Annotated in this window: 15 protein-coding genes and 1 riboswitch; of the genes, 4 read left to right on the forward strand and 11 right to left on the reverse strand. The window is 31.9% G+C overall.

Annotated features, from left to right (window positions below; genetic code table 11):
• The first annotated feature begins 706 nt into the window (after positions 1–706).
• The gene (locus HMPREF9630_RS06100) at positions 707–2,728 is read left to right on the forward strand and encodes a methyl-accepting chemotaxis protein (protein WP_009527639.1); all 2,022 of its coding nucleotides are present in this window, start codon (positions 707–709) and stop codon (positions 2,726–2,728) included.
• Between the two features lie 250 nt (positions 2,729–2,978).
• On the opposite strand, the gene HMPREF9630_RS06105 is transcribed toward HMPREF9630_RS06100, so the two are convergent.
• A complete protein-coding gene (locus tag HMPREF9630_RS06105) occupies positions 2,979–5,072 on the reverse strand; it encodes a heavy metal translocating P-type ATPase (RefSeq protein ID WP_009527640.1) in 2,094 nt (697 codons plus the stop codon).
• A gap of 13 nt (positions 5,073–5,085) precedes the next feature.
• Positions 5,086–5,301, reverse strand: coding sequence for a hypothetical protein (locus HMPREF9630_RS06110; protein ID WP_009527641.1), 216 nt, complete (start codon positions 5,299–5,301; stop codon positions 5,086–5,088).
• A 471-nt stretch (positions 5,302–5,772) separates the two neighbouring features.
• On the opposite strand from HMPREF9630_RS06110, the gene HMPREF9630_RS06115 reads away from it, so the two are divergent.
• Both HMPREF9630_RS06115 and HMPREF9630_RS06120 read left to right on the forward strand, forming a co-directional pair.
• Positions 5,773–6,117, forward strand: a complete 345-nt coding sequence (locus HMPREF9630_RS06115) for a cupin domain-containing protein (RefSeq protein WP_009527642.1) — start codon at positions 5,773–5,775, stop codon at positions 6,115–6,117.
• 496 nt (positions 6,118–6,613) lie between these two features.
• Positions 6,614–6,728, forward strand: a riboswitch (FMN riboswitch).
• Between the two features lie 72 nt (positions 6,729–6,800).
• Positions 6,801–7,412: an ECF transporter S component gene (locus HMPREF9630_RS06120; RefSeq protein ID WP_009527643.1), complete on the forward strand. Its 612-nt coding sequence runs from the start codon at positions 6,801–6,803 to the stop codon at positions 7,410–7,412.
• Positions 7,413–7,813: 401 nt separating this feature from the next.
• Here the strand turns inward: HMPREF9630_RS06120 and HMPREF9630_RS06125 are convergent, their stop codons facing one another.
• From HMPREF9630_RS06125 to HMPREF9630_RS06145, 5 genes are all read right to left on the reverse strand, one after another.
• Positions 7,814–8,779: an ABC transporter ATP-binding protein gene (locus tag HMPREF9630_RS06125; RefSeq protein WP_009527644.1), complete on the reverse strand. Its 966-nt coding sequence runs from the start codon at positions 8,777–8,779 to the stop codon at positions 7,814–7,816.
• A 1-nt stretch (position 8,780) separates the two neighbouring features.
• On the reverse strand, positions 8,781–9,770 hold the full coding sequence (locus HMPREF9630_RS06130) for an ABC transporter ATP-binding protein (protein ID WP_009527645.1): 990 nt from the start codon (positions 9,768–9,770) through the stop codon (positions 8,781–8,783).
• 9 nt (positions 9,771–9,779) lie between these two features.
• Positions 9,780–10,751 carry an ABC transporter permease gene (locus HMPREF9630_RS06135; RefSeq protein WP_009527646.1) on the reverse strand — a complete coding sequence of 324 codons (972 nt, stop codon included), beginning with the start codon at positions 10,749–10,751 and terminating at the stop codon, positions 9,780–9,782.
• A complete protein-coding gene (locus HMPREF9630_RS06140) occupies positions 10,748–11,680 on the reverse strand; it encodes an ABC transporter permease (protein WP_009527647.1) in 933 nt (310 codons plus the stop codon). Before HMPREF9630_RS06140 ends, HMPREF9630_RS06135 begins: the two co-directional genes overlap by 4 nt.
• A 288-nt stretch (positions 11,681–11,968) precedes the next feature.
• Positions 11,969–13,639, reverse strand: a complete 1,671-nt coding sequence (locus tag HMPREF9630_RS06145; RefSeq protein ID WP_009527648.1) for a peptide ABC transporter substrate-binding protein — start codon at positions 13,637–13,639, stop codon at positions 11,969–11,971.
• Positions 13,640–14,088: 449 nt separating this feature from the next.
• On the opposite strand from HMPREF9630_RS06145, the gene HMPREF9630_RS06150 reads away from it, so the two are divergent.
• Positions 14,089–14,973 (forward strand): DegV family protein, encoded by an 885-nt coding sequence (locus HMPREF9630_RS06150; protein ID WP_009527649.1) that lies wholly within the window; start codon positions 14,089–14,091, stop codon positions 14,971–14,973.
• A 141-nt stretch (positions 14,974–15,114) separates the two neighbouring features.
• Here HMPREF9630_RS06150 and HMPREF9630_RS06155 read toward each other — a convergent pair whose 3' ends face one another.
• The 4 genes from HMPREF9630_RS06155 to HMPREF9630_RS06170 form a co-directional block, all read right to left on the reverse strand.
• The gene (locus HMPREF9630_RS06155; RefSeq protein WP_009527650.1) at positions 15,115–17,769 is read right to left on the reverse strand and encodes a calcium-translocating P-type ATPase, PMCA-type; all 2,655 of its coding nucleotides are present in this window, start codon (positions 17,767–17,769) and stop codon (positions 15,115–15,117) included.
• Between the two features lie 248 nt (positions 17,770–18,017).
• Positions 18,018–18,614: a TerD family protein gene (locus HMPREF9630_RS06160; protein ID WP_009527651.1), complete on the reverse strand. Its 597-nt coding sequence runs from the start codon at positions 18,612–18,614 to the stop codon at positions 18,018–18,020.
• Between the two features lie 194 nt (positions 18,615–18,808).
• Positions 18,809–19,486 carry a TIGR00266 family protein gene (locus HMPREF9630_RS06165; RefSeq protein WP_009527652.1) on the reverse strand — a complete coding sequence of 226 codons (678 nt, stop codon included), beginning with the start codon at positions 19,484–19,486 and terminating at the stop codon, positions 18,809–18,811.
• 12 nt (positions 19,487–19,498) lie between these two features.
• Entirely contained in the window at positions 19,499–20,077 is a 579-nt protein-coding gene (locus HMPREF9630_RS06170; RefSeq protein ID WP_009527653.1) for a TerD family protein, read from the reverse strand.
• Between the last annotated feature and the right edge of the window lie 31 nt (positions 20,078–20,108).

Genomic DNA, 20,108 nt, shown 5'->3' on the forward strand with positions numbered 1-20,108 from the left:
TATTCTTAACAACACCTTGTATTTAAGCTATGTTATCAGCTGTAACTTAAAAAAAGCTTAAACCTAAAATTACGTCATTAAAAATTTGTAATTAAAATTTAATAAAATTTTATCCAGAAAGATTATAACACATTATTTACAAAAAAGAAACAAAAATATTTATTTTTTAATTACAACAAAACAAAAATATTTATTTTTTTATTTGCAGTAATTCATTATAGACAAATTTATGACTTATGTCGGATAAAATATAAATATTATATATTTATCTTATCTATTGCAAACTACATCAATTAACAGATAGTAAAAGATACTGATATCTCAAGTCAAATAGTAAAAATATCTTATAATTTATACATAAAAATACTTGATAAAAATATTTTTAATGATATAATCTATAGTTGATATTAAATCTAATCTAAAAAATCTTTTACTTGTACAATATCGGTTTTTTTATCTATATAATATTTATATCCCAATTTAAAATTTGACATCATTATCTTCTTGAAATTTCATAATTTAAAAATATATTAAATATGCGAACTTTTAATTTTTTTATACCTACATTTTAATACTTATATTTTTGAATTTATGCCATTTCGCCAAATATCATTGCATATTATAGATAAAAAATTTAGACTACATCTTTTTACACATATTATGATTTTATATGGATTAGTTTTGAAATTATTTTGGAGGTCTCTTTATGAAAAACATATTCAAGTCAAAAAGCATAAAGGCTAATATGACACTTAGTTTTGTGTTAATAATTTTGATTTCAAACATATTGTTATTTGTCTTTAACAACCAACTGTTGAAGAAATATTTCTCACTACAAGTTAATGATTCTATTGAAGTAATCATTAAACAGGCGGCGGATATAATTGAAGAAGATATAAAATCTACCGAATCTCAAGTAGATGCTCTATCCAAAACTTGGGCGTTTACAAAGAATTTGGACAAAAATCAAATAGCAGATTTTTACGAAAACTCTGCGAAATCAATGGGATTTATCGAATTTGCATATATCGACACAAAAGGAAACGGACTTAACCTTAACAAAGAAGGCGCAAAATGGGACGCAACTCAAAGAGAATATTTTAAAAGAAGTTTAAACGGAGAATTGTATACAAGCGAAATTCTTGTAGACCTTGTAACTAATCAAAAGATGATAGTTGTATCAACTCCTTATTATGAAAACGGCAAAATAGAAGGTGTTTTCATAGGAATAAAAGACGCAAATTTCATAAGTGAGCTATGCAAGAACTTTAATTGGGGAGACTCCGGTATACTTTCAGTATATGACAAAAACTCAAAAATCGTAGGACATACAAGAAGTGAAATAGTAGAAAAAGAATTAAACCTTGTAGAAGAAGCTGCAAAAGACAGTTCATACAAAGAAGTAGCAAACTTTTGGCAAAATGAAGTTTTGCAAAAACAATCAGGTGTAGGCGAATATTTCTTCACAGGAGAAAATAAGCTCGCAGCGTTTTATAACCTTGAAAACAGAGGATATAGTGTACTCGTTTCTATAAATAAGAGCGAAATATTTGCTCCTCTTGTTACTCTAAGTAAATGGTTAAGTTTTGCAGCAATTTTAATAATAATTATATGTGCTCTCATAGTATACTTCTTAATAGCATCAAGTGTAGCAAATGCATTTAACAATATCAAGAAAGATTTGGAAAAAATAGCGGATTACAATTTGATAGCAGAACCAAGCAAAAACTATTCAGATAGACGAGATGAAATCGGAGACATATACAGATCAAGTATAATGTTGAAGGAAAATTTAACAAATATAGTCAACAATATAAAAGAATCTACGGAATTACTTGAAAACAGTTCTAATCTTTTACAAGAAAAATGCGATTTGGCAAATAGCGTAGCCAACGATATATCAAACAGTGTTGATGATATAGCAAGAGGAGCTACTTCTCAAGCTGAAGATACACAAACAGGTGTAATTCAACTTCAAAATATGACTGATTTGTTAAGCAAAAATAAAACTAATTTACAGCAGTTAAATTCCGCATCTGACAGAACAGAAACACTTAAAAACGAAGGTGTGGATACTATGAACGAACTTCTTGAATCTACTCAAAAAAATAAGGATATATCAAAAGATATCAAAGAAGCTATGGATAAGACAAAAAATAGTGTCGATGATATAAAATCAGCAGGGGAAATGATAAAATCAATAGCTGAACAAACAAATCTGCTTGCCTTAAATGCAGCAATCGAAGCAGCAAGAGCCGGAGAAGCCGGCAAAGGCTTTGCAGTTGTTGCAGAGGAAATTCGAAAATTGGCTGAAAATTCAAGCTCATTTACAGAACAAATAAACAATTCAGTTGCAGAATTGCTTTCAAGAGCAGATTACGCAGTAGATAAAATCAATGAATCATCTACAGTAGTAGAAGAACAATCCATGAACGTAAACGAAGTTGAAAAGAAATTTGATGGTATAGCTGAATCTATAAATTCACTTAGAGTTTCTTTAAAAGAGATAATCTCATCTAACGAAGAGATAGACAAAGCACAAGGCAGTCTATATACAATAATGGAAAATGCATCAGCCTTATCAGAAGAAAATGCGGCATCTACTCAAGAAGTAGCAGCATCTACTCAAACACAAATGAATTCTTTTGAAGAAATATCAAACGAAAGTATACAGCTTAAGAACCTTGCAGAAGAATTAAAAGACATAATAGATAAATTCAATGTATAAAAACTTTATAATCCTTTTATATAAGTCTTTACACAAATAAAAAATATTGTTATAATACACACTAATTCAAAGTGTATTACAACAATATTCTTAAAAAATTATTTTTCAAAACAAAAATATAGAAAATTTATTTGTAATAGAGTTTAGTATTATAAACGTATAAATACTAAACTCTATTTTATATTATAGAATACAAAAAAACAGACTGTTATACAAATACGATATAATAGTCTGTTTTTTATTTAATTTTTTAATCTTTTTCTTTAGTATTTAATAACTTTCTCATAGATGCCGCGCAAACAGCCATAGTTGATACATTATGAAAAAGTGCAGTAGTAGCAGGTGTTAATACCCCTGCAATTCCCAATGCTATAAGCGATGTATTAAAGCCTACTATAAAATTATAATTTGAATGTATTCTTTCAAACAAATTTTTTGATAATACTCTTAGAGTGATAAGGTCATTAAGGTCGCTTGACAACAATGTTATATCAGCAACTTCTCTTGCTATATCTGAAGAATCTTTCATTGCTATAGATACATTTGCGGCACTTAGTGCAGGTGAGTCGTTTATTCCATCGCCTACCATTACAACTTTTTTACCGCTTTCTTTTATACTTTCAATTATCTTGTATTTTTCATCAGGTAATACTTGTGAATAACAACTATCTATGCCAAGTTTCTTGCATACCGATTTTGCAACTATATCACTGTCACCTGTTATCATAATCACATTATCAAAGCCGTTTTCTTTTAATCTTCTTATAACGTCTACCGCCTCATCTCTTGGAGGGTCATCTATACAAAATATTCCTATTATTCTATCTCCAAGAGCAAGGAACAATGTGGAGTACTCTTTACATTCTGTCATCAATACTTTCAACTGATCATCCGTCAATTTTATATTTTCATCATCTTCTATAAAATGCCTGCTTCCGATTAAAGCTCTTTGTCCGTTAAGCTTTGACGATATACCGTGTGCCACTATATATTCGACTTCTGCATGAGTTTCTTCATGAATTATATTTCTGTCAGCAGCTTCTTTTACTATGGCACGAGCAACAGAATGCGGGAAGTGTTCTTCCAAACAAGCAGCTATTTTCAAAACTTCCGATTCGCTATAATCATAAAAAGGCACTATTTTCGCAAGATGAGGTGATGCATTTGTAAGTGTACCGGTTTTATCAAAAACTATGGTATTTGCATTCGCATACTCTTCCAAAAATTTACCGCCTTTTACAACTATGTTGTTCACAGATGCTTCTTTCATAGCAGATATTACCGTTATAGGTGTAGATAATTTTATTGCACAGGAGTAATCCACCATAAGAACTGCCATAGCTCTTGTAATATTTCCCGTCAAGGCATATACTCCCGCAAAAGATATAAGGCTGAACGGAACTATGCTGTCCGCCAATTTCTGTGCATTGCTTTGCACATTGGCTTTTAAATCTTGAGATCTATCTATCAAATCAATTATCTTGCTTATTCTTGTCTGATTGTCTATAGCCGTAACTTTTATATTTATATTTCCTTCTTCTATTACACTACCGGCATATACGCTAAGTCCGTCATATTTTCTTACAGCAAGAGACTCTCCCGTCATACTCGATTCATTTATCATTGCTTCGCCTGAAACAATCACACCGTCTACAGGTATCATAAGACCTGTTCTTGCAACTACCACATCTCCACATTTTACTTGCGACATAGGTTTTTTAACTTCATTTCCGTCTTCAACAACCCATACATGATCTACATTTATCTCCAAGGATTTTGCAAGTTGTAGACTTGCTGAACGCATAGTATAGTCTTCAAGTAACTGAGATACATTGAGCAAAAACATTATAGAATTGGCCGTGGCATAATCATTTGTAACTATTGACGCAGTAATTGATGTAGCATCAAGCACATCAACATTTATATCCCCGTCAAGCAAAGATTTCACACCTTTGCTTACAAATTTTAATGCTCTTAGTATTGTGACAAACCTTGAAAAAGGCGCCGGTATAAGTATAGGCATAAAAAATTTTCTTGCAATAAGTGTGGTAACTTTACTCTTAAAATTTTTATTGAGTTTTTCCAACTCTTCATCTACAGGATAAGCTAATCTTGATATTTTTTCTTTATTCAAGGACGAAAGAATTTCAAGTAATTTCGGTTTATACTTACAGTCATAATTTATAAGCACAGAGCCATTACTCGTGCTTATACGAACGTCATCGACAAAGTCGAAAGTTTTAAGATAATCCGATACACCGTAAGAAGAATACCTGTCAAACGCATATTCTCCGTATCTCACCCTCATTCTTCCGCCTTTGTCATATACTGTGGTAAATTTCATATTATTTTACCTGCTATTCTTCTTCAGTTATATTAGCTTCATCATAGCACATATCTTCTGCTTCTTCTTTTATGTTTTGCAAAGACGCTTTCAAACTTTTTTGCATTTTCATACCATTTGCCATACCTTTTACCGCTAAATTGTGAAAAGTATCGCTTTTTAATAGAGAAGACGCCAACAATCCACCCGCAAAAGCCCAAAGTCTCTTATTTTTTAGTAAAAACATCATTATAATTACCTCCCTAAGTAATTTTTCAAAAAATTAATATAACAAAATTATTAATATCGAACTAATACAGATTTTATCCAAAATTTTTAAATATAATCTGTTTTGAAAAAATATAATAAATAAATTTATTATATAAAAACAATACTTTCCAAAAAAATTATATTCATTCAATAAAAATAATTATTTATTAATGAAACCAAAATTTAGTTTTTGATAATCAATTAATAATATTATTATAATATTTTTGTTAAAAAATGTCAATATTATTTACTAATATTTTAGTGTTATTAAATAAATAGAGTCCTTTTCTTTTTATTATTAATTGATAATATATTTTTATTTTTATCTATTAATTCCATAATTAATAATATTCCTTAATTAAAAATACTTATAAAATTCTAATAAAATATGTTATAAAATATACTATATTGGTATTAATATAATATAAAAATTTTATAGGAGGTATTATATATGGATAAATATATTAAAAATTTCCCTTTTGATACTGTTGTCAATTTAGCAGGTCAAGTAGAAGTAAGAGAAGGAGAAATAGCAAGCAAGACTCTTGCTCAAAACAACAGCGTAAGCGTTACTCTATTTGCATTTGATAAAGGTGAGGAAATAAGCACGCACGAATCTGATGGAGATGCAATGGTTATAGCTCTCGAAGGCAAAGGTATGTGTATAGTTGACGGTAAAGAGCATATATTAAATGCTGGCGATTCGTTGATAATGCCTTCAAGAAAACCACATTCAGTGCATGCTGTAGAACAATTCAAAATGATGTTGGTCGTTATATTTCCTAACGAAAGATAGTAATATTTTTAGAATATAAAAAATTTTAAATGCACAATCTTATAATTATTATACCTGTTTAAAATGTAGATACATCTTACATTTGGACAGGTATTTTTTAATATATCAATATTTATATTTTATAACAATCTCAATTTAACTAATAGATACATATATATAATTTATTTTAAATATGCTTAATTTTACTTAGCTAATAAGTTTTTAAAAACAGAAATGTCTATTACTCTATTGATTTTTAGTATTATGTGCTGTTTCATTTTGATAAAAAATTAAATACCATATACCAAACTTTTTATATGCGATGATTTTTGCTTTCATTAAATTACTATTGTTTATAAAAATATAGCTTTTTAATAGTTTTTTAGTATAAATATAGGATATATTTTAGAGCCAAAATATTACTTTTGTTGTATTTTGTAAATAATTTAAATAAATTCAAAAAAGTACTTGATATTATTTATTAATTGTGATATATTTAACTCACAACTAAATAATCCATATTCTTCAGGGAAGGTGAAATTCCTTACCGGCGGTAAAGTCCGCGAACCCTTTTGGGCCGAACTTGTGAAATTCAAGTACCGACAGTACAGTCTGGATGAAAGAAGAAATATTTTTCATTACCCTTGAAGTATTTTTAGGGTTTTTTTATTGCCAAATTTATATTTCAACGGAGGATTATTATTATGGAAAACCAATCTTTATCAAGATCAAGGAAAAATCTAAAAACAGCAACAATGGTCAAAGTTTCACTGCTTGGTGCAATATCATTTGTATTTATGGCACTTGAATTTACAATACCGATTTTTCCTGCATTTCTTAAGTTTGATATCAGTGATATTCCATCACTTATTGCAGGCTTCGCATTAGGCCCTATAGCCGGTGTAATAGTTCAGTTTATAAAAAACATCATGAATGTTGCAATAATGGGAACTACAACAGGCGGTGTGGGAGAGTTGTCAAACTTCGTAATAGGCAGTTCATTTGTAGCTACAGCTGCACTTATTTACAAACACCACAAAGGTATTAAATCTGCTATAATAGCATGTATATGTGGTACTTTAGTTATGACAATACTTGGCGTATTTTCAAACTATTTTGTAATGTTGCCTTTATATTCTAAATTCATACCTATGGATAAAATAGTTCAAATGGGTTCTGTAGTAAACCCTGCAATAAAAGATACATTTACTCTTGTATTATATGGAATAGCACCATTTAATATATTTAAAGGCTTAAGCATATCTTTCCTTACAATGCTTATATATAAGAAAATATCAATTTTGTTGAAGAGATAATTTTTATTTACACTTACCCTATATAAAGAAAGGTAGTTTAAATATCTAAAAAATACCTGATACTCATATCTTTTTGATTAACGGATACATTTATATAAGAGATTTATTTTAAATATACTTAATTTTACTTAACTAAATAAATTATTAAAAATAATAATATCCATTATTCCATTAGCTTTTATACTAAAATCTTATAGAATAATGGAAAATCATAACAATTAATTTTTCTGGTAGACTATGTATATTAATTTTATATAATTATACAACTTATCCATAATTTTATTAGAAAATAGTATTAGTATATATAAAATATTATAAAAAACCGCTCAATATGGGCGGTTTAATTTTTTATACAAAAAAGACACCTAACATTTTTTTATAATATCAGATGTCTTTAAAATTTATTTTACAAATTCTTTTGCTCTATGGCAAGCCACAAAATGCTTTTCTTTTATTTCCTGCATTACAGGTTCTTCTTTTGAACATATATCTATCGCATATGCACATCTGTCTTTCAACCTGCAACAAGGTTTAGGATTAATCGGACTTGGCACATCGCCTTCCAATACTATTCTTTTTCTTGATTTTTGTACATCAGGATCTGGTATAGGTATTGCTGATAATAACGCACTTGTATATGGATGAATAGGGTTATCATAAAGCTCATTAGATTCCGCTATTTCTACCATTTTTCCAAGATACATAACACCTACTCTGTCTGATATATATCTTACCATTGACAAGTCATGTGCAATGAAAAGATAAGTAAGCCCAAGTTTATTTTGAAGCTCTTTAAGCAAGTTAACAACTTGTGCCTGTATAGATACGTCCAATGCCGATATCGGCTCATCACAAACTATAAACTTAGGGTTTAATGCAAGTGCTCTTGCTATACCCACTCTTTGTCTTTGTCCGCCTGAAAACTCGTGAGGAAATCTTGATGCGTGTTCTTCTCCAAGACCAACCAGTTTTAATAACTCCACAACTTTTTCATGTCTTTCAGTTGCATTTTTACAAATTCCGTGTACATCAAGAGGTTCAGCGACTATATCTTCTACCGGCATTCTCGGATCTAATGAGGCATATGGATCTTGAAATATCATCTGCATGCTTTTTCTTATAACTGTCATCTTATCTCTTGATAATCCACAAATATTTTCTCCGTTAAAGAATACTTCTCCTCCTGTAGGCTCATATAATCTAAGCAATGTTCTTCCACAAGTAGATTTACCACAACCGGATTCTCCAACAAGTCCGAATGTTTCCCCATCATATATATCAAAACTCACATCATCAACAGCTTTTAAAGTTCCGGCTGATACTTTAAAATATTTTTTCAGATTTTTAACGCTTATAAGTTTTTCCATATCACACCTCTTTATTTGCAAGTTTGTGATTTAGAAAACATCTACTGAAATGTTCATTACCATGGTTAGAAAAAACCGGCATATTATTTTCACACACAATCATTGCTTCATTACATCTATCAAAAAATCCACATCCCATAGGTGGTTTATACAAATCCGGAGGTGTGCCTTGTATTGAATAAAGAGGTTCATCTTTTTTCATATCCGGTCTTGGCACTGATGCCAACAGATTTTTTGTATATGGATGTTTAGGATTATAAAATATATCATTAGTTTTGCCTTGCTCCACTATCTGTCCTGCGTACATAACGACAACATCATCCGCTTTGTCTGCAACTATTCCGAGGTCATGCGTTATAAGTATTATGGACATACCCATCTTATCTTGGATATCCTTCATAAGATCAAGTATCTGCGCCTGTACGGTAACATCAAGCGCTGTGGTAGGCTCATCAGCTATAAGAAGCGATGGATTACAAGACATTGCAAGAGCAATCATAACTCTTTGTCTCATACCGCCTGAAAATTCGTGCGGATATTGATTTACTCTCTTATCCGCCTGTGGTACTGCAACAAGCTCAAGCATTTCAATAGCCTTTTTATGCGCCTCTTCACTGCTCATCTTTTTATGACGTCTTAGCCCTTCAACTATCTGCTTACCTATTTTCATCGTAGGATTAAGCGAAGTCATCGGATCTTGAAATATCATAGCTATTTTATTTCCACGATATTCATTCATCTCTTTTTCAGATTTAGGTATTAAATTTTCACCTTCAAATAATATCTCTCCACCTTTATAAAGTACAGGCGGTTGTGGCAATAACTTCATTATAGAGCCTGCCGTTACGGATTTCCCACAACCTGACTCTCCAACTATAGCCAAGGTCTTACCCTTTTCAACATTAAAACTTATCCCTCTGACAGCTTCAACTTCTCCAAAAAAAGTCTGGAAGGACACCTGTAAATTTTTTACTTCTAATAAATTTGACATATAATCCTCCTACTTTCTAAGGCGTGGGTCAAGCGAATCTCTAAGACCGTCACCTAATACGTTAAATGAAAACATTATTAAAGATATGAATATCGCCGGAATTATAATCTGATAGTAATTACCTACCGCCATACCTGTAAGACCATCATTTACAAGAGTTCCAAGAGATGCTTTCGGCGCTTGCAAACCAAGACCCAAAAAGCCCAATGTAGCCTCTGAAAATATAGCTCTCGGCACTGTCAAGGTAACATCTACCAATATAGGTCCCATTGAATTGGGTATTATATGCTTTCTGAGTATATACCACTTTGATGCCCCTATAGATGTGGACGCAAGTGCATATTCACTTTGTTTTAATTGTAAAACTTGTCCTCTTACAAGTATCGCAAGAGGTGTCCAACTTGTAAAGCTGAGCGCAAATATTATTACAAAAAAACTGCTTCCTCCGGAAGATGAAAATACGACAGACAATAGTATTACTATTAGAAGATATGGTATAGAATATATTATCTCAGCAATTCTCATCATAAGCATATCCACTTTGCCGCCTGTTATACCTGCAAATCCTCCATATAATATACCTATTGTAAATGATATGAAAGCTGTCATAGCACCAATAAGCAAAGAATAGCCCGTACCATACCATATTCTTGTGAATATATCTCTACCAAGCGAATCCGTACCGAACCAAAATGAAGAATTCGGTTTTATATTCATATTAGCATAATCCTGATCAAAATAAGTGTAGCCTGATATATATCTTCCCACTATCGCCATTATGGCAAGTATTATTATCATACATAGTCCGAACATAGCAAGTTTATTCATTTTTAATCTTCTGAACACATCTGCCCAATACTTTATAGTAGGACGTGAAATTCTTTCGGCATTCATCTGAGTTCTGTCAATTTTTTGAAACATTTCTCTTGTAAAATTTTGTTCACTGTCATTCATATTTTTAGATACTTCTACCAAAATCATTCACCCCCATCCGCAAGTTTTATTCTCGGATCTATAATCATATATAAAACATCCACTATAAGTATCATAAATACCAATATAGAAGAATAAAATATCGTAGTACCCATTATCAAAGGATAATCCCTGTTATTTATAGACGTAACAAAAAACATACCCAATCCCGGAATACCGAATATCTTTTCTATTACGAAGCTACCTACAAGCAGGTTTGTAGCACTTGTTCCAAGCGAAGATATTATAGGCAATATAGCATTTCTGACAGCATGTTTGAAGATTACCACTTTATTAGCTATACCCTTTGAACGTGCTGTTTTTATATAATCCTGATTCAATACCTCAAGCATTGTAGAACGCATAAGTCTCGCCATATATGCAAGCGTCATCAAAGACAGCGCAAGAGAAGGTAATATTGTATGTTTAAAAGAACCCCAACCGCCTATCGGAAAACCCTTAAAATAAGTAGCTGTTATTTGAATAAACAATGCCCCCAACACGAAACTTGGCACAGATACCCCAATTATAGCAATCACAGTTGCTACATAATCCGCCGCTTTATTTTGATTTATAGCCGCAAATGTCCCAAGAAGCGGACCTAATATCAAAGAAATACATAGAGCTTGTAATCCTAATCTTGCAGACACAGGAAATCCTCTTTTTATCATCTGATTAACTGTTTCAACATCAGATTTCATAGAACGACCAAAATCAAATTTGGAAACATTTTTAAGATAGATTACATACTGCTCCGATAAAGGCTTATCCAAACCATATTGTTTTACAAGGTTCTCATACACTACCTTAGGCATCTTGCCACCTTCTTTTGAAAACGGATCTCCAGGTACTGCGTGCATGAGAAAAAATGTTATTGTTATTATGGCCCATATCGTCACAATAGCCATAGCAACACGTTTTAATATATATTTTCCCATTTTAAATAACCACCTAAAAGTTTTTAAACAAAAACATTAAAAATACTATCAAATTATAAAAAACAAATAATCTTAATAACATAATCCTATAAATTTTATGGATATTTGAGCCAAAAAGTTATATATGTATTAGTATCTTACATTATTGATGGTTTTCATATTTTCATAATACTTTTAATCATTTTTTGTCAATAATTCAATTAAAAAAACATTTTATTTTATTAAAGTAAAAGTAGGAGAAATACTCCTACTTTTACACAAAGAAAGTCTATTTTATATTATAAAATTCTACTTGTTTAAAGTAATTTCAGCATAAGTCAAGTTAGGATAGTTTATAGCTGTCTTATATATACCTTTAACATTCGGTTTTACAACATATGGATGAGTATAGAAATAAATAGGAACTATTGCAGCATCTTCAAGTATCATTCTTTCAGCCGCTTTCATGTTATCCATTCTCAATTTTTGATCCGTACTTGCTTGAGCTTCTTTTATAAGTTTATCATATTCAGGGTTGCTGTAGCTAACATAGTTGTTAGGCGCACCTGTAAGCCATAAATCCATAAATGTCATAGGATCAAGATAGTCTCCTATCCAACCTGATCTTGATATATCATATTCTTTGTTTGTTTCTCTATCTATTTTTACTTTGAATTCAGTATTTTCAAGATTTAAGTTAATACCAAGTTCTTTATTCCACATTTGTTGAATAGCTTCTGCTATTTTCTTGTGGTTTTCACTTGTATTGTAAAGTATTGTCAAATTAACATCTTCAGGCTTCATATTTTCTTCAGCAAGACCTTCAGCTAAAAGTTTCTTAGCTTCTTCAACATCTGTCTTTACCATATCTTTATTAGCTTCACTGAATTCTTTACCGTTCTCGTCATATAGCCCCAAAGGCACTATTGCAGTTGCAGGCACCTGTCCGCCTTTTGTTATGTTTTCAGTTATTACATTTCTATCCAATGCAAGAGATAAAGCTTTTCTAACTTTAACATTGTTTAAAGGTTTTATAGCCGGATTAAGATTGTAGTAGTATAAACCTACGTCTGCACCTACTACCAATTCAGGATTGTTTTCCTGTTTCATTTGAGCTGTAACTTCCAATGGAAGTTCAACTGTCATATTGTATTCACCTGCCACATATTTTTGATATACTGTACTTTGATCTTCAAGTATATCAAGATCTATACCGTCTATTTTAACATTTTCAGCGTCATAGAAGTTAGGATTTTTATCCAAAACTATCTTAGCATTATGTGTCCATTCTTTCAATATGAAAGGTCCGTTAGATACATATGTGCTTGGATCTTTTGCCCAATCAGGATTAGCTTCAACAACGGCTTTTTCAACAGGATATAATGTGTAAAACGCCATTAAACTGTCAAAATACGCTGTCGGTTGTTTTAAAGTCACTTCTAAAGTTTTATCGTCTAAAGCTTTTACTCCTACATCTTCTATCTTACCTTTGCCTTCGTTATACTCCTGTCCGCCTTTTACATAATACAATTGATATGCATAGTCTGATGCTATCGCCGGGTCAAGAACCCTCTTCCAAGCATATTCAAAGTCAGCTGCTGTAAGCGGATTACCGTCTGACCATTTTAATCCGTCTTTAAGTGTAATTGTATACACCAAACCGTCTTCTGATAGTTCTATTTTATCTGCAAGTGCATTTTCAACTTTACCTTCCGCTGTTACTTTTGTAAGTCCTGCGAATAAATGTTGTAGAGGGAATGATTCATGAGTTCCTCTTGCTTTTGCCGGATCAAGTGAACCCGGTTCAGCCATATTACTTGTTACAATTCTGTTTACTTGCGGTGTAGCTACATCTGTCGCAGCAGGAGCATTATCGCCTGTCTTTGTATCGTCTTTCTTCTCTCCTGAACCGCCACATGCTGTCAGTAACATAGTCACTATCAATGACATACTAAGAAATTTCAATCCTTTGCCTTTCAAAATAAACACCTCCAAATTTTATTAAATACTCAATACTTTGTAAAACTCATTTTCTGCACAATGCAAAATACAAACCAAATAGAATAAATTGAATCTAATATGGTTTCTAATATGCATATCTTATGTAAAAGTATTTTGTATAGTATCTCATTATATATTAATATTATAAAAAATGCAATAAATAAAAGTGATTTTTTTAAAACTCTTTACACAGAATTCTCAATATAATTACCATAATTGTCTTTATTTCGCAAACATAAGTGTGTTTAATTAATAATATTTTTTATTTTCTATTTGTGATATTTTTATTTATAATGTATAATCTAATTATCATGTTTTTCTTAAATTATTAAGAAAAATATGATTTTAGTACATAAAATATTTGCAATACCATTTTTATGTCACAAGCTGAAATATTAATAAAATTTTTTATCTAAGGAGATTTATTTATGAATATAAGGATAGTAGCAGACAGCGCTTGCGACCTTCCAAAAAACCTTGTTGAAGAAATGAATATAGATATAATGCCGGTTCCTATAACAGACGGTACAACTAATTACAAAGACGGAATAGATATAACACCTGATGTTATGTACAAAAATATGAAAGAAGGTATAATCTACAAAACTTCTCAAATTCCTCTTGCAGATTATATCGAAAAATATACTTATTATGCCGAAAATAACATACCTATGCTCAGTATAGTAATGTCATCCGGAATATCCTCATCATCAAAAACTTCTCAGATGGCAATAAACGTTGTAAAAGAATTATACCCTAATGCCCCGATATACTCTGTAGATTCCAAATGTTGTTCATTAGGACACGGTTTTGCCACATATATGCTGGCAAAATCCGCAAATGCCGGACATAATATAGACACACTTTTGGAATTGCTCAATTTTATACAAAACAATATGGTGTCCACAGCATCGCTTGATGATTTAAAATATGTGGCACGCGGAGGCAGACTTCCAAATGTTGTCGCAATGATTGCAAACACACTCAATATCAAGCCTTTTCTCAACGCAGATGACGGCAGTTTACATCTATCCGACAGAGTAAGAGGCGTTAAGAAAATGTATAAAAAATATATAGAAATACTAAAGGATAGAATAGAAACGACAGATTTGAAAAATTCTCAAATATGGCTCGAAAAATCGGATGACGAAGAAATGTTACTCACACTTAGAGATACAATCAAAGAAGATTTTGGGCTTACAAACGACAATTTCATCCTCGGCACAATAGGTCCTATAATAGGCGCGCATATAGGTCCCGGCTCAATGTGTATGTTTTTTATGAAAAACCCTATACCGGATATTTATTTTTAGCAAAACTGCAATTACAGACAACCATTAAATTAATTGACAAATTTGCTTATTTGATATGAAACAACATCTCCCCCGTAAGGGAATGAAATACAACAAAAAACCACTAACGATTAAGTTAATGGTTTTTTGTTGTACTAATATTTAATTTTTGAATATCATTTTTCTTATCAAGTCTATAGGTATTATTGTAAATGCCATAGCTATTACTACTATCCACTCTTGTGAGTTGAGCCCTGCCGTTCTTAACACGCTTCCTCCAAAATATGTGAGTACAACTTGTACTATGGCTATAAATGCCATTATTTTGATAAAACTTTGATTTAAGTGTATGTTGTCAAATAGGTTCATCTTTGATGTTCTTGCATTAAATGCGTTAAACACGTTGACAAATATAAACATTGTGAAAAATCCTGTCAAGAAATATATGTCTGTATTTTCTCCTGTTCCGTCTCTGAACATGTCTCTTATAGCAGGAGATTTTAGAAAAAATATTGACATTGCCGCTACATATAATCCTCCCACAGCTATTTCACTTTTCATATTGGAGCTTATTATATTTTCTCGTCTTGATTTCGGCTTTTCTTTCATATATCTTTCTAATGCCGGCTCTCCACCAAACGCCAATGCTGCCAATGTATCCATAACCAAGTTTACCCACAACATCTGTGTCATTGTAAGCGGTAATTCTACTCCTATAAACGGTCCTATAAATGCTATAAGAAGTGCCGCAACGTTGATTGTAAGCTGGAATACTATAAATTTTCTTATGCTGTGGAATATTGTTCTACCATATAGGATTGCCTTTGTGATTGAAAGGAAGTTGTCGTCCAATATCACTATATCTCCGGCTTCTTTTGCAACTTCTGTACCGCTACCCATAGCAAAACCTACGTCTGCTTTTTTAAGTGCCGGACTGTCATTTACTCCGTCACCTGTCATACCTACAACCAAATCCATCTCCTGTGCTATTTTTACAAGTCTTGATTTATCAGTAGGTAATGCTCTTGCAATTACTCTTATATTGGGAAGTATTTTCTTGATTTCATCATCTGACATAACATTCAAATCATCTGATGTTATCGCTATGTCGCTGTTGTTTTTGATAAGTCCTGCATCTTTTGCTATTGCCTGCGCTGTTTCTTTTCTGTCGCCTGTTATCATTACTACTTGTATTCCTGCGTCCATAGCCTCTTTTATAGCGTATACGGACTCTTGTCTTAAATCGTCCCTTATTCCGAATACTCCTACAAGTGTCATATCTTTTGAGTCAAAATTCATATCATCTATGGCTGAATTTGTAGTGGCAACTCCCAAAAGTCTTATGGATTTTGCTGATAACTCGTTCATCATCTCTATTAACTGCTCTTTTTTAGTAAACTCTACTATGTTGCCATTTTCGTCATAACAGGTATTGCAATAATCTACTATTCTTTCTCCTGCACCTTTTATGAGTGTGATGTCCATATCTCCTTTTATTTGTGTGGCGGAAAATTTTTTGTCACTGCTGAACGGCATAGTATCTACTGTTTCAAAATTTTCAAATTTTTTGTCGGATTTTGCAACAAATCTTAATAATGCTTTTTCTGTTGAATTTCCTCCCAATACTTCTATATTATTGCCACTTTTCTTGATTATTGCATTGGTATTTTTTTTGAGTGATAAGTCTAAATACTCTGACAATTTTTTTGGCAATTCTTCAAATGATTTATATTCATTTTTATCTCCGTCTATAAATAAAACTGCCTCCAAAATACCTTTTGTTATTGTACCTGTCTTATCTGAAAATAGTAAGTTCAAACTTCCGGCTGTTTCTATACCTATAAGTTTTCTTACCAATATGTTATCTTTAAGCATTTTTTTCATATTTAATGAAAGCACCATGGCTATCATCATCGGCAAGCCTTCAGGTACTGCAACGACTATTATTATTACTGCCAATATTATAGCTGTTACAATATCATTAGCCAAAGTACCAAGGTCTGTAAAATATGCACTTATAAGTGCCATATCAAAATTGTTATGGATAAATATTTTGTTTATCATATATGATATAAATATCAATACTGCAAATAAATATCCCGCTTTACTTATAAAATCGGCAAGGTTTGACAATTTTAATTTTAATGGGGAAGGTCTGTCATCTGCTTTCATCTCTTGAGCAAGCGAACCGTATACAGTGTTATCTCCTACAGATGTTATAACTGCAACTCCTTCTCCTGACAATACAGTCGTCCCTCTATATATATTGTATGGAGAGGACAAGTCTGTTGAATTGCTCAATGCAGTTTGCTCGTCTGTCGGCAATTTTTCAACTTCAATACTTTCTCCTGTAAGTGATGCCTGATCCGCTTTTATATCTCCGCTTACAAGATAACCGTCAGCAGGCACTTTATCACCTGATTGCAACAACACATACTCGCCTTTTACTATATCGTCTATCAATATAGAGGTTATTTCGTCATTTCTAAAAACTTTACTGTTTATCTTCGATGCCTCGTCTTGCAATTTTTGGAATGACTCTTCGTTTGAATATTCCGACCATGTAGATATGAATGTGGCAAGTGCAACAGCAACCGCTATTCCAAGTGCCTCATACCAGTGTCCTTTACCCATAAAATAAAATACCACATTAAGCACAAGTGCAAATATAAGTATTCTTATTATAGGGTCTTTCAAATTTTCCTTAAGCTTATCCATAAAGGATTCTGTTTCCACAGGTGTCAGAGCATTAGAACCATTTTCTTTCCTTGATTTTTCTATCTGCTCGTCATTTAAACCTTTAAAATCATATTTCATAATTTTTCCTCACATTTTTAAATATTGGTATAAATATTTTTAAATTATACCCCTATTACTTACATAAAACGCAATAATTTTTATTTTTTGATATAAATTTTTATCATAATACTATTATCTTATCAAATAGGCATAAAACAAAATAAAACAGCTATTTTTAAGCAAATATATGCCTTGTAATAGCCGTTTTTATATAAACTGTGAATTTATTTAATTATACAAATATCCGTTTTTCAAAAATATCGGTATTAAATATATTTTCTAACCAAATCTGATAGAGAGGCATCTCTTGTTCCTTCGCCTATTGCTGCAAATTTCCACTCTCCGTTGTGTCTGTATATTTCTCCGGCAATTAATGCTGTCTTTTCGTTGTAATTGTCGGATAAATTATATTTCAAAAACTCTTTTCCGTTTGACTTGTCGACTATTCTGATAAAAGCATTTTGTATCATACCGAAATGTTGTTTTCTCTTTATACAGTCGTAAATATTGACAACGAACACAAGTTTTTTTATCCTTTGAGGTACTTCATTCAATTTTACTATTATCTGCTCGTCATCGCCGTCTCCGTCACCTGTAAGATTGTCTCCTGTATGATTTATACCTTCGCCCTTCAAGTTGCCGAAATATATAAGGTCTTCTTTTCTTATAAATCTGTCCCCATCTTCAAGCATTATTACAGACGCATCGCAGTCTATTTGTGGCGCAGAACCTCCAAATAAACCTCCGAATAAGCCTTTATTCTCTCTTACAGGATCCCATCCCAAGCCTACAACTATATTTGAAAAATTGGGATTATCTTTGGTTAAATCTACTTTTTGTCCTTTTTGCAAATTTATAGACATATTGACATACTCCTTAAAAAATTTATTGACAATAATTATAATTTGAGTGTTATTTAATAAAATATAAGTATATTTTGTCAATTTTCTGTTCAAAAATTATTTATAACATTGTATATACAATAAAAAAATATAATACTATACAAACAGTCAAATTTAAAGAGCAAGTCAACTATTTGTATAGTAATTTAATCAGGTTATTTTGCAGGAATGAATTGTCTTATCCAGCCTGCAAAACCCTTAGGATTTCGAGTTTGAATAAGTATATTTCCTGGACCTCTAAACCTACAAACAAGCATCTCTCCTGAAGTAAAACTTGATATCCAGCCTGAAGCAGCTTTTTCTATTTTATATTCCATATGATCAGGCCATGCAACAAGATGGTTGTTGTCTATTACTATTTCTTGACCAGCCTCAAGATTTATGCTATGTATTGAACCGTAAGAGCTCAAGAATACTGTACCTTTTCCTGAAACATTAAGAATGAAAAAGCCTTCTCCTGAGAACAACCCCTTTGAAAGATTTTGCACCTTAGTGTCAACTTCTATGCCTTGTGTTCCTGCCAAAAATCCGTCTTTTTGAACTCTTAATGAATAAGTTCCATCAAGCTCTACATCTATTACATCTCCAAGTAAAGACGGTGCCAATAACACTTCTCCGTCTCCTCTTTTAGCAGTCAGTCTTTGGAAGAAAAATTTTTCTCCTGCCAACATTCTTGTAAAACCTTTTAATACTCCGCCTTCCATACTTCCTTCTACATCAACTGTTGAAGACATGGAAACCATAGCATCTGATTCAGCTTTTATCATCTCACCTTGACTAAGAATGGCTCTTATTAAAGGAAATGCACCCTTATATAATATTTCATATTTCATAGCTATACTCCTTTATACTTCTAAACCGAAATTTTTGCAAAGTGCTGCTAGCCCGCCTTGAAAACCGCTACCTATCGCACTGAACTTCCATTCTCCCTGATATCTGTATAATTCTCCTACAACTACTGCAGTTTCTATAGAAAAATCTTCACCTAAATCGTATCTTATAAGCTCTTCGTTGTTTTCTTCATTGAATACTCTTATGAAAGAATTGGATACCTGACCGAAATTTTGCGCTCTTTGCTCAGCCTCATGGATAGTAACTGTAAATGCTATTTTCATTACATCTGCAGGAACTTTAGTAAGCTCTATTCTTATTTGTTCATCATCACCTTCACCTTCACCTGTTCTATTATCACCAAGGTGTTGTACAGCTCCGGAAGGGTCTTTCAAATTGTTGTAAAATATAAAATCTGTCTCTCTTCTTACTTTTCCACCACTGTCTTGTAAAAATGCAGACGCATCAAGGTCAAAATCGCTTCCTCCATCATATTTGTTAGTGTCCCAACCGAGACCTACAACAACAGTTGACAATCCCGGATTGCCTTTTGTCAAATCTACTTTTTGACCTTTTGATAAACTTATAGCCATTTTAAATTCCCCCAATCTAATTTATGAATAT

Origin of the sequence: Peptoanaerobacter stomatis, from assembly GCF_000238095.2 — a bacterium.
GTDB lineage: Bacteria > Bacillota > Clostridia > Peptostreptococcales > Filifactoraceae > Peptoanaerobacter > Peptoanaerobacter stomatis_A.

What these genes read in the sequence shown, in the direction of transcription:
- HMPREF9630_RS06140 (WP_009527647.1), bottom strand. Translation starts at nt 11,680, where the DNA reads ATGGGAAAATATATATTAAAACGTGTTGCTATGGCTATTGTGACGATA.
- HMPREF9630_RS06130 (WP_009527645.1), bottom strand. Translation starts at nt 9,770, where the DNA reads ATGTCAAATTTATTAGAAGTAAAAAATTTACAGGTGTCCTTCCAGACT.
- HMPREF9630_RS06115 (WP_009527642.1), top strand. Translation starts at nt 5,773, where the DNA reads ATGGATAAATATATTAAAAATTTCCCTTTTGATACTGTTGTCAATTTA.
- HMPREF9630_RS06155 (WP_009527650.1), bottom strand. Translation starts at nt 17,769, where the DNA reads ATGAAATATGATTTTAAAGGTTTAAATGACGAGCAGATAGAAAAATCA.
- HMPREF9630_RS06165 (WP_009527652.1), bottom strand. Translation starts at nt 19,486, where the DNA reads ATGAAATATGAAATATTATATAAGGGTGCATTTCCTTTAATAAGAGCC.
- HMPREF9630_RS06170 (WP_009527653.1), bottom strand. Translation starts at nt 20,077, where the DNA reads ATGGCTATAAGTTTATCAAAAGGTCAAAAAGTAGATTTGACAAAAGGC.
- HMPREF9630_RS06150 (WP_009527649.1), top strand. Translation starts at nt 14,089, where the DNA reads ATGAATATAAGGATAGTAGCAGACAGCGCTTGCGACCTTCCAAAAAAC.
- HMPREF9630_RS06100 (WP_009527639.1), top strand. Translation starts at nt 707, where the DNA reads ATGAAAAACATATTCAAGTCAAAAAGCATAAAGGCTAATATGACACTT.
- HMPREF9630_RS06105 (WP_009527640.1), bottom strand. Translation starts at nt 5,072, where the DNA reads ATGAAATTTACCACAGTATATGACAAAGGCGGAAGAATGAGGGTGAGA.
- HMPREF9630_RS06160 (WP_009527651.1), bottom strand. Translation starts at nt 18,614, where the DNA reads ATGTCTATAAATTTGCAAAAAGGACAAAAAGTAGATTTAACCAAAGAT.
- HMPREF9630_RS06120 (WP_009527643.1), top strand. Translation starts at nt 6,801, where the DNA reads ATGGAAAACCAATCTTTATCAAGATCAAGGAAAAATCTAAAAACAGCA.
- HMPREF9630_RS06125 (WP_009527644.1), bottom strand. Translation starts at nt 8,779, where the DNA reads ATGGAAAAACTTATAAGCGTTAAAAATCTGAAAAAATATTTTAAAGTA.
- HMPREF9630_RS06135 (WP_009527646.1), bottom strand. Translation starts at nt 10,751, where the DNA reads ATGATTTTGGTAGAAGTATCTAAAAATATGAATGACAGTGAACAAAAT.
- HMPREF9630_RS06110 (WP_009527641.1), bottom strand. Translation starts at nt 5,301, where the DNA reads ATGATGTTTTTACTAAAAAATAAGAGACTTTGGGCTTTTGCGGGTGGA.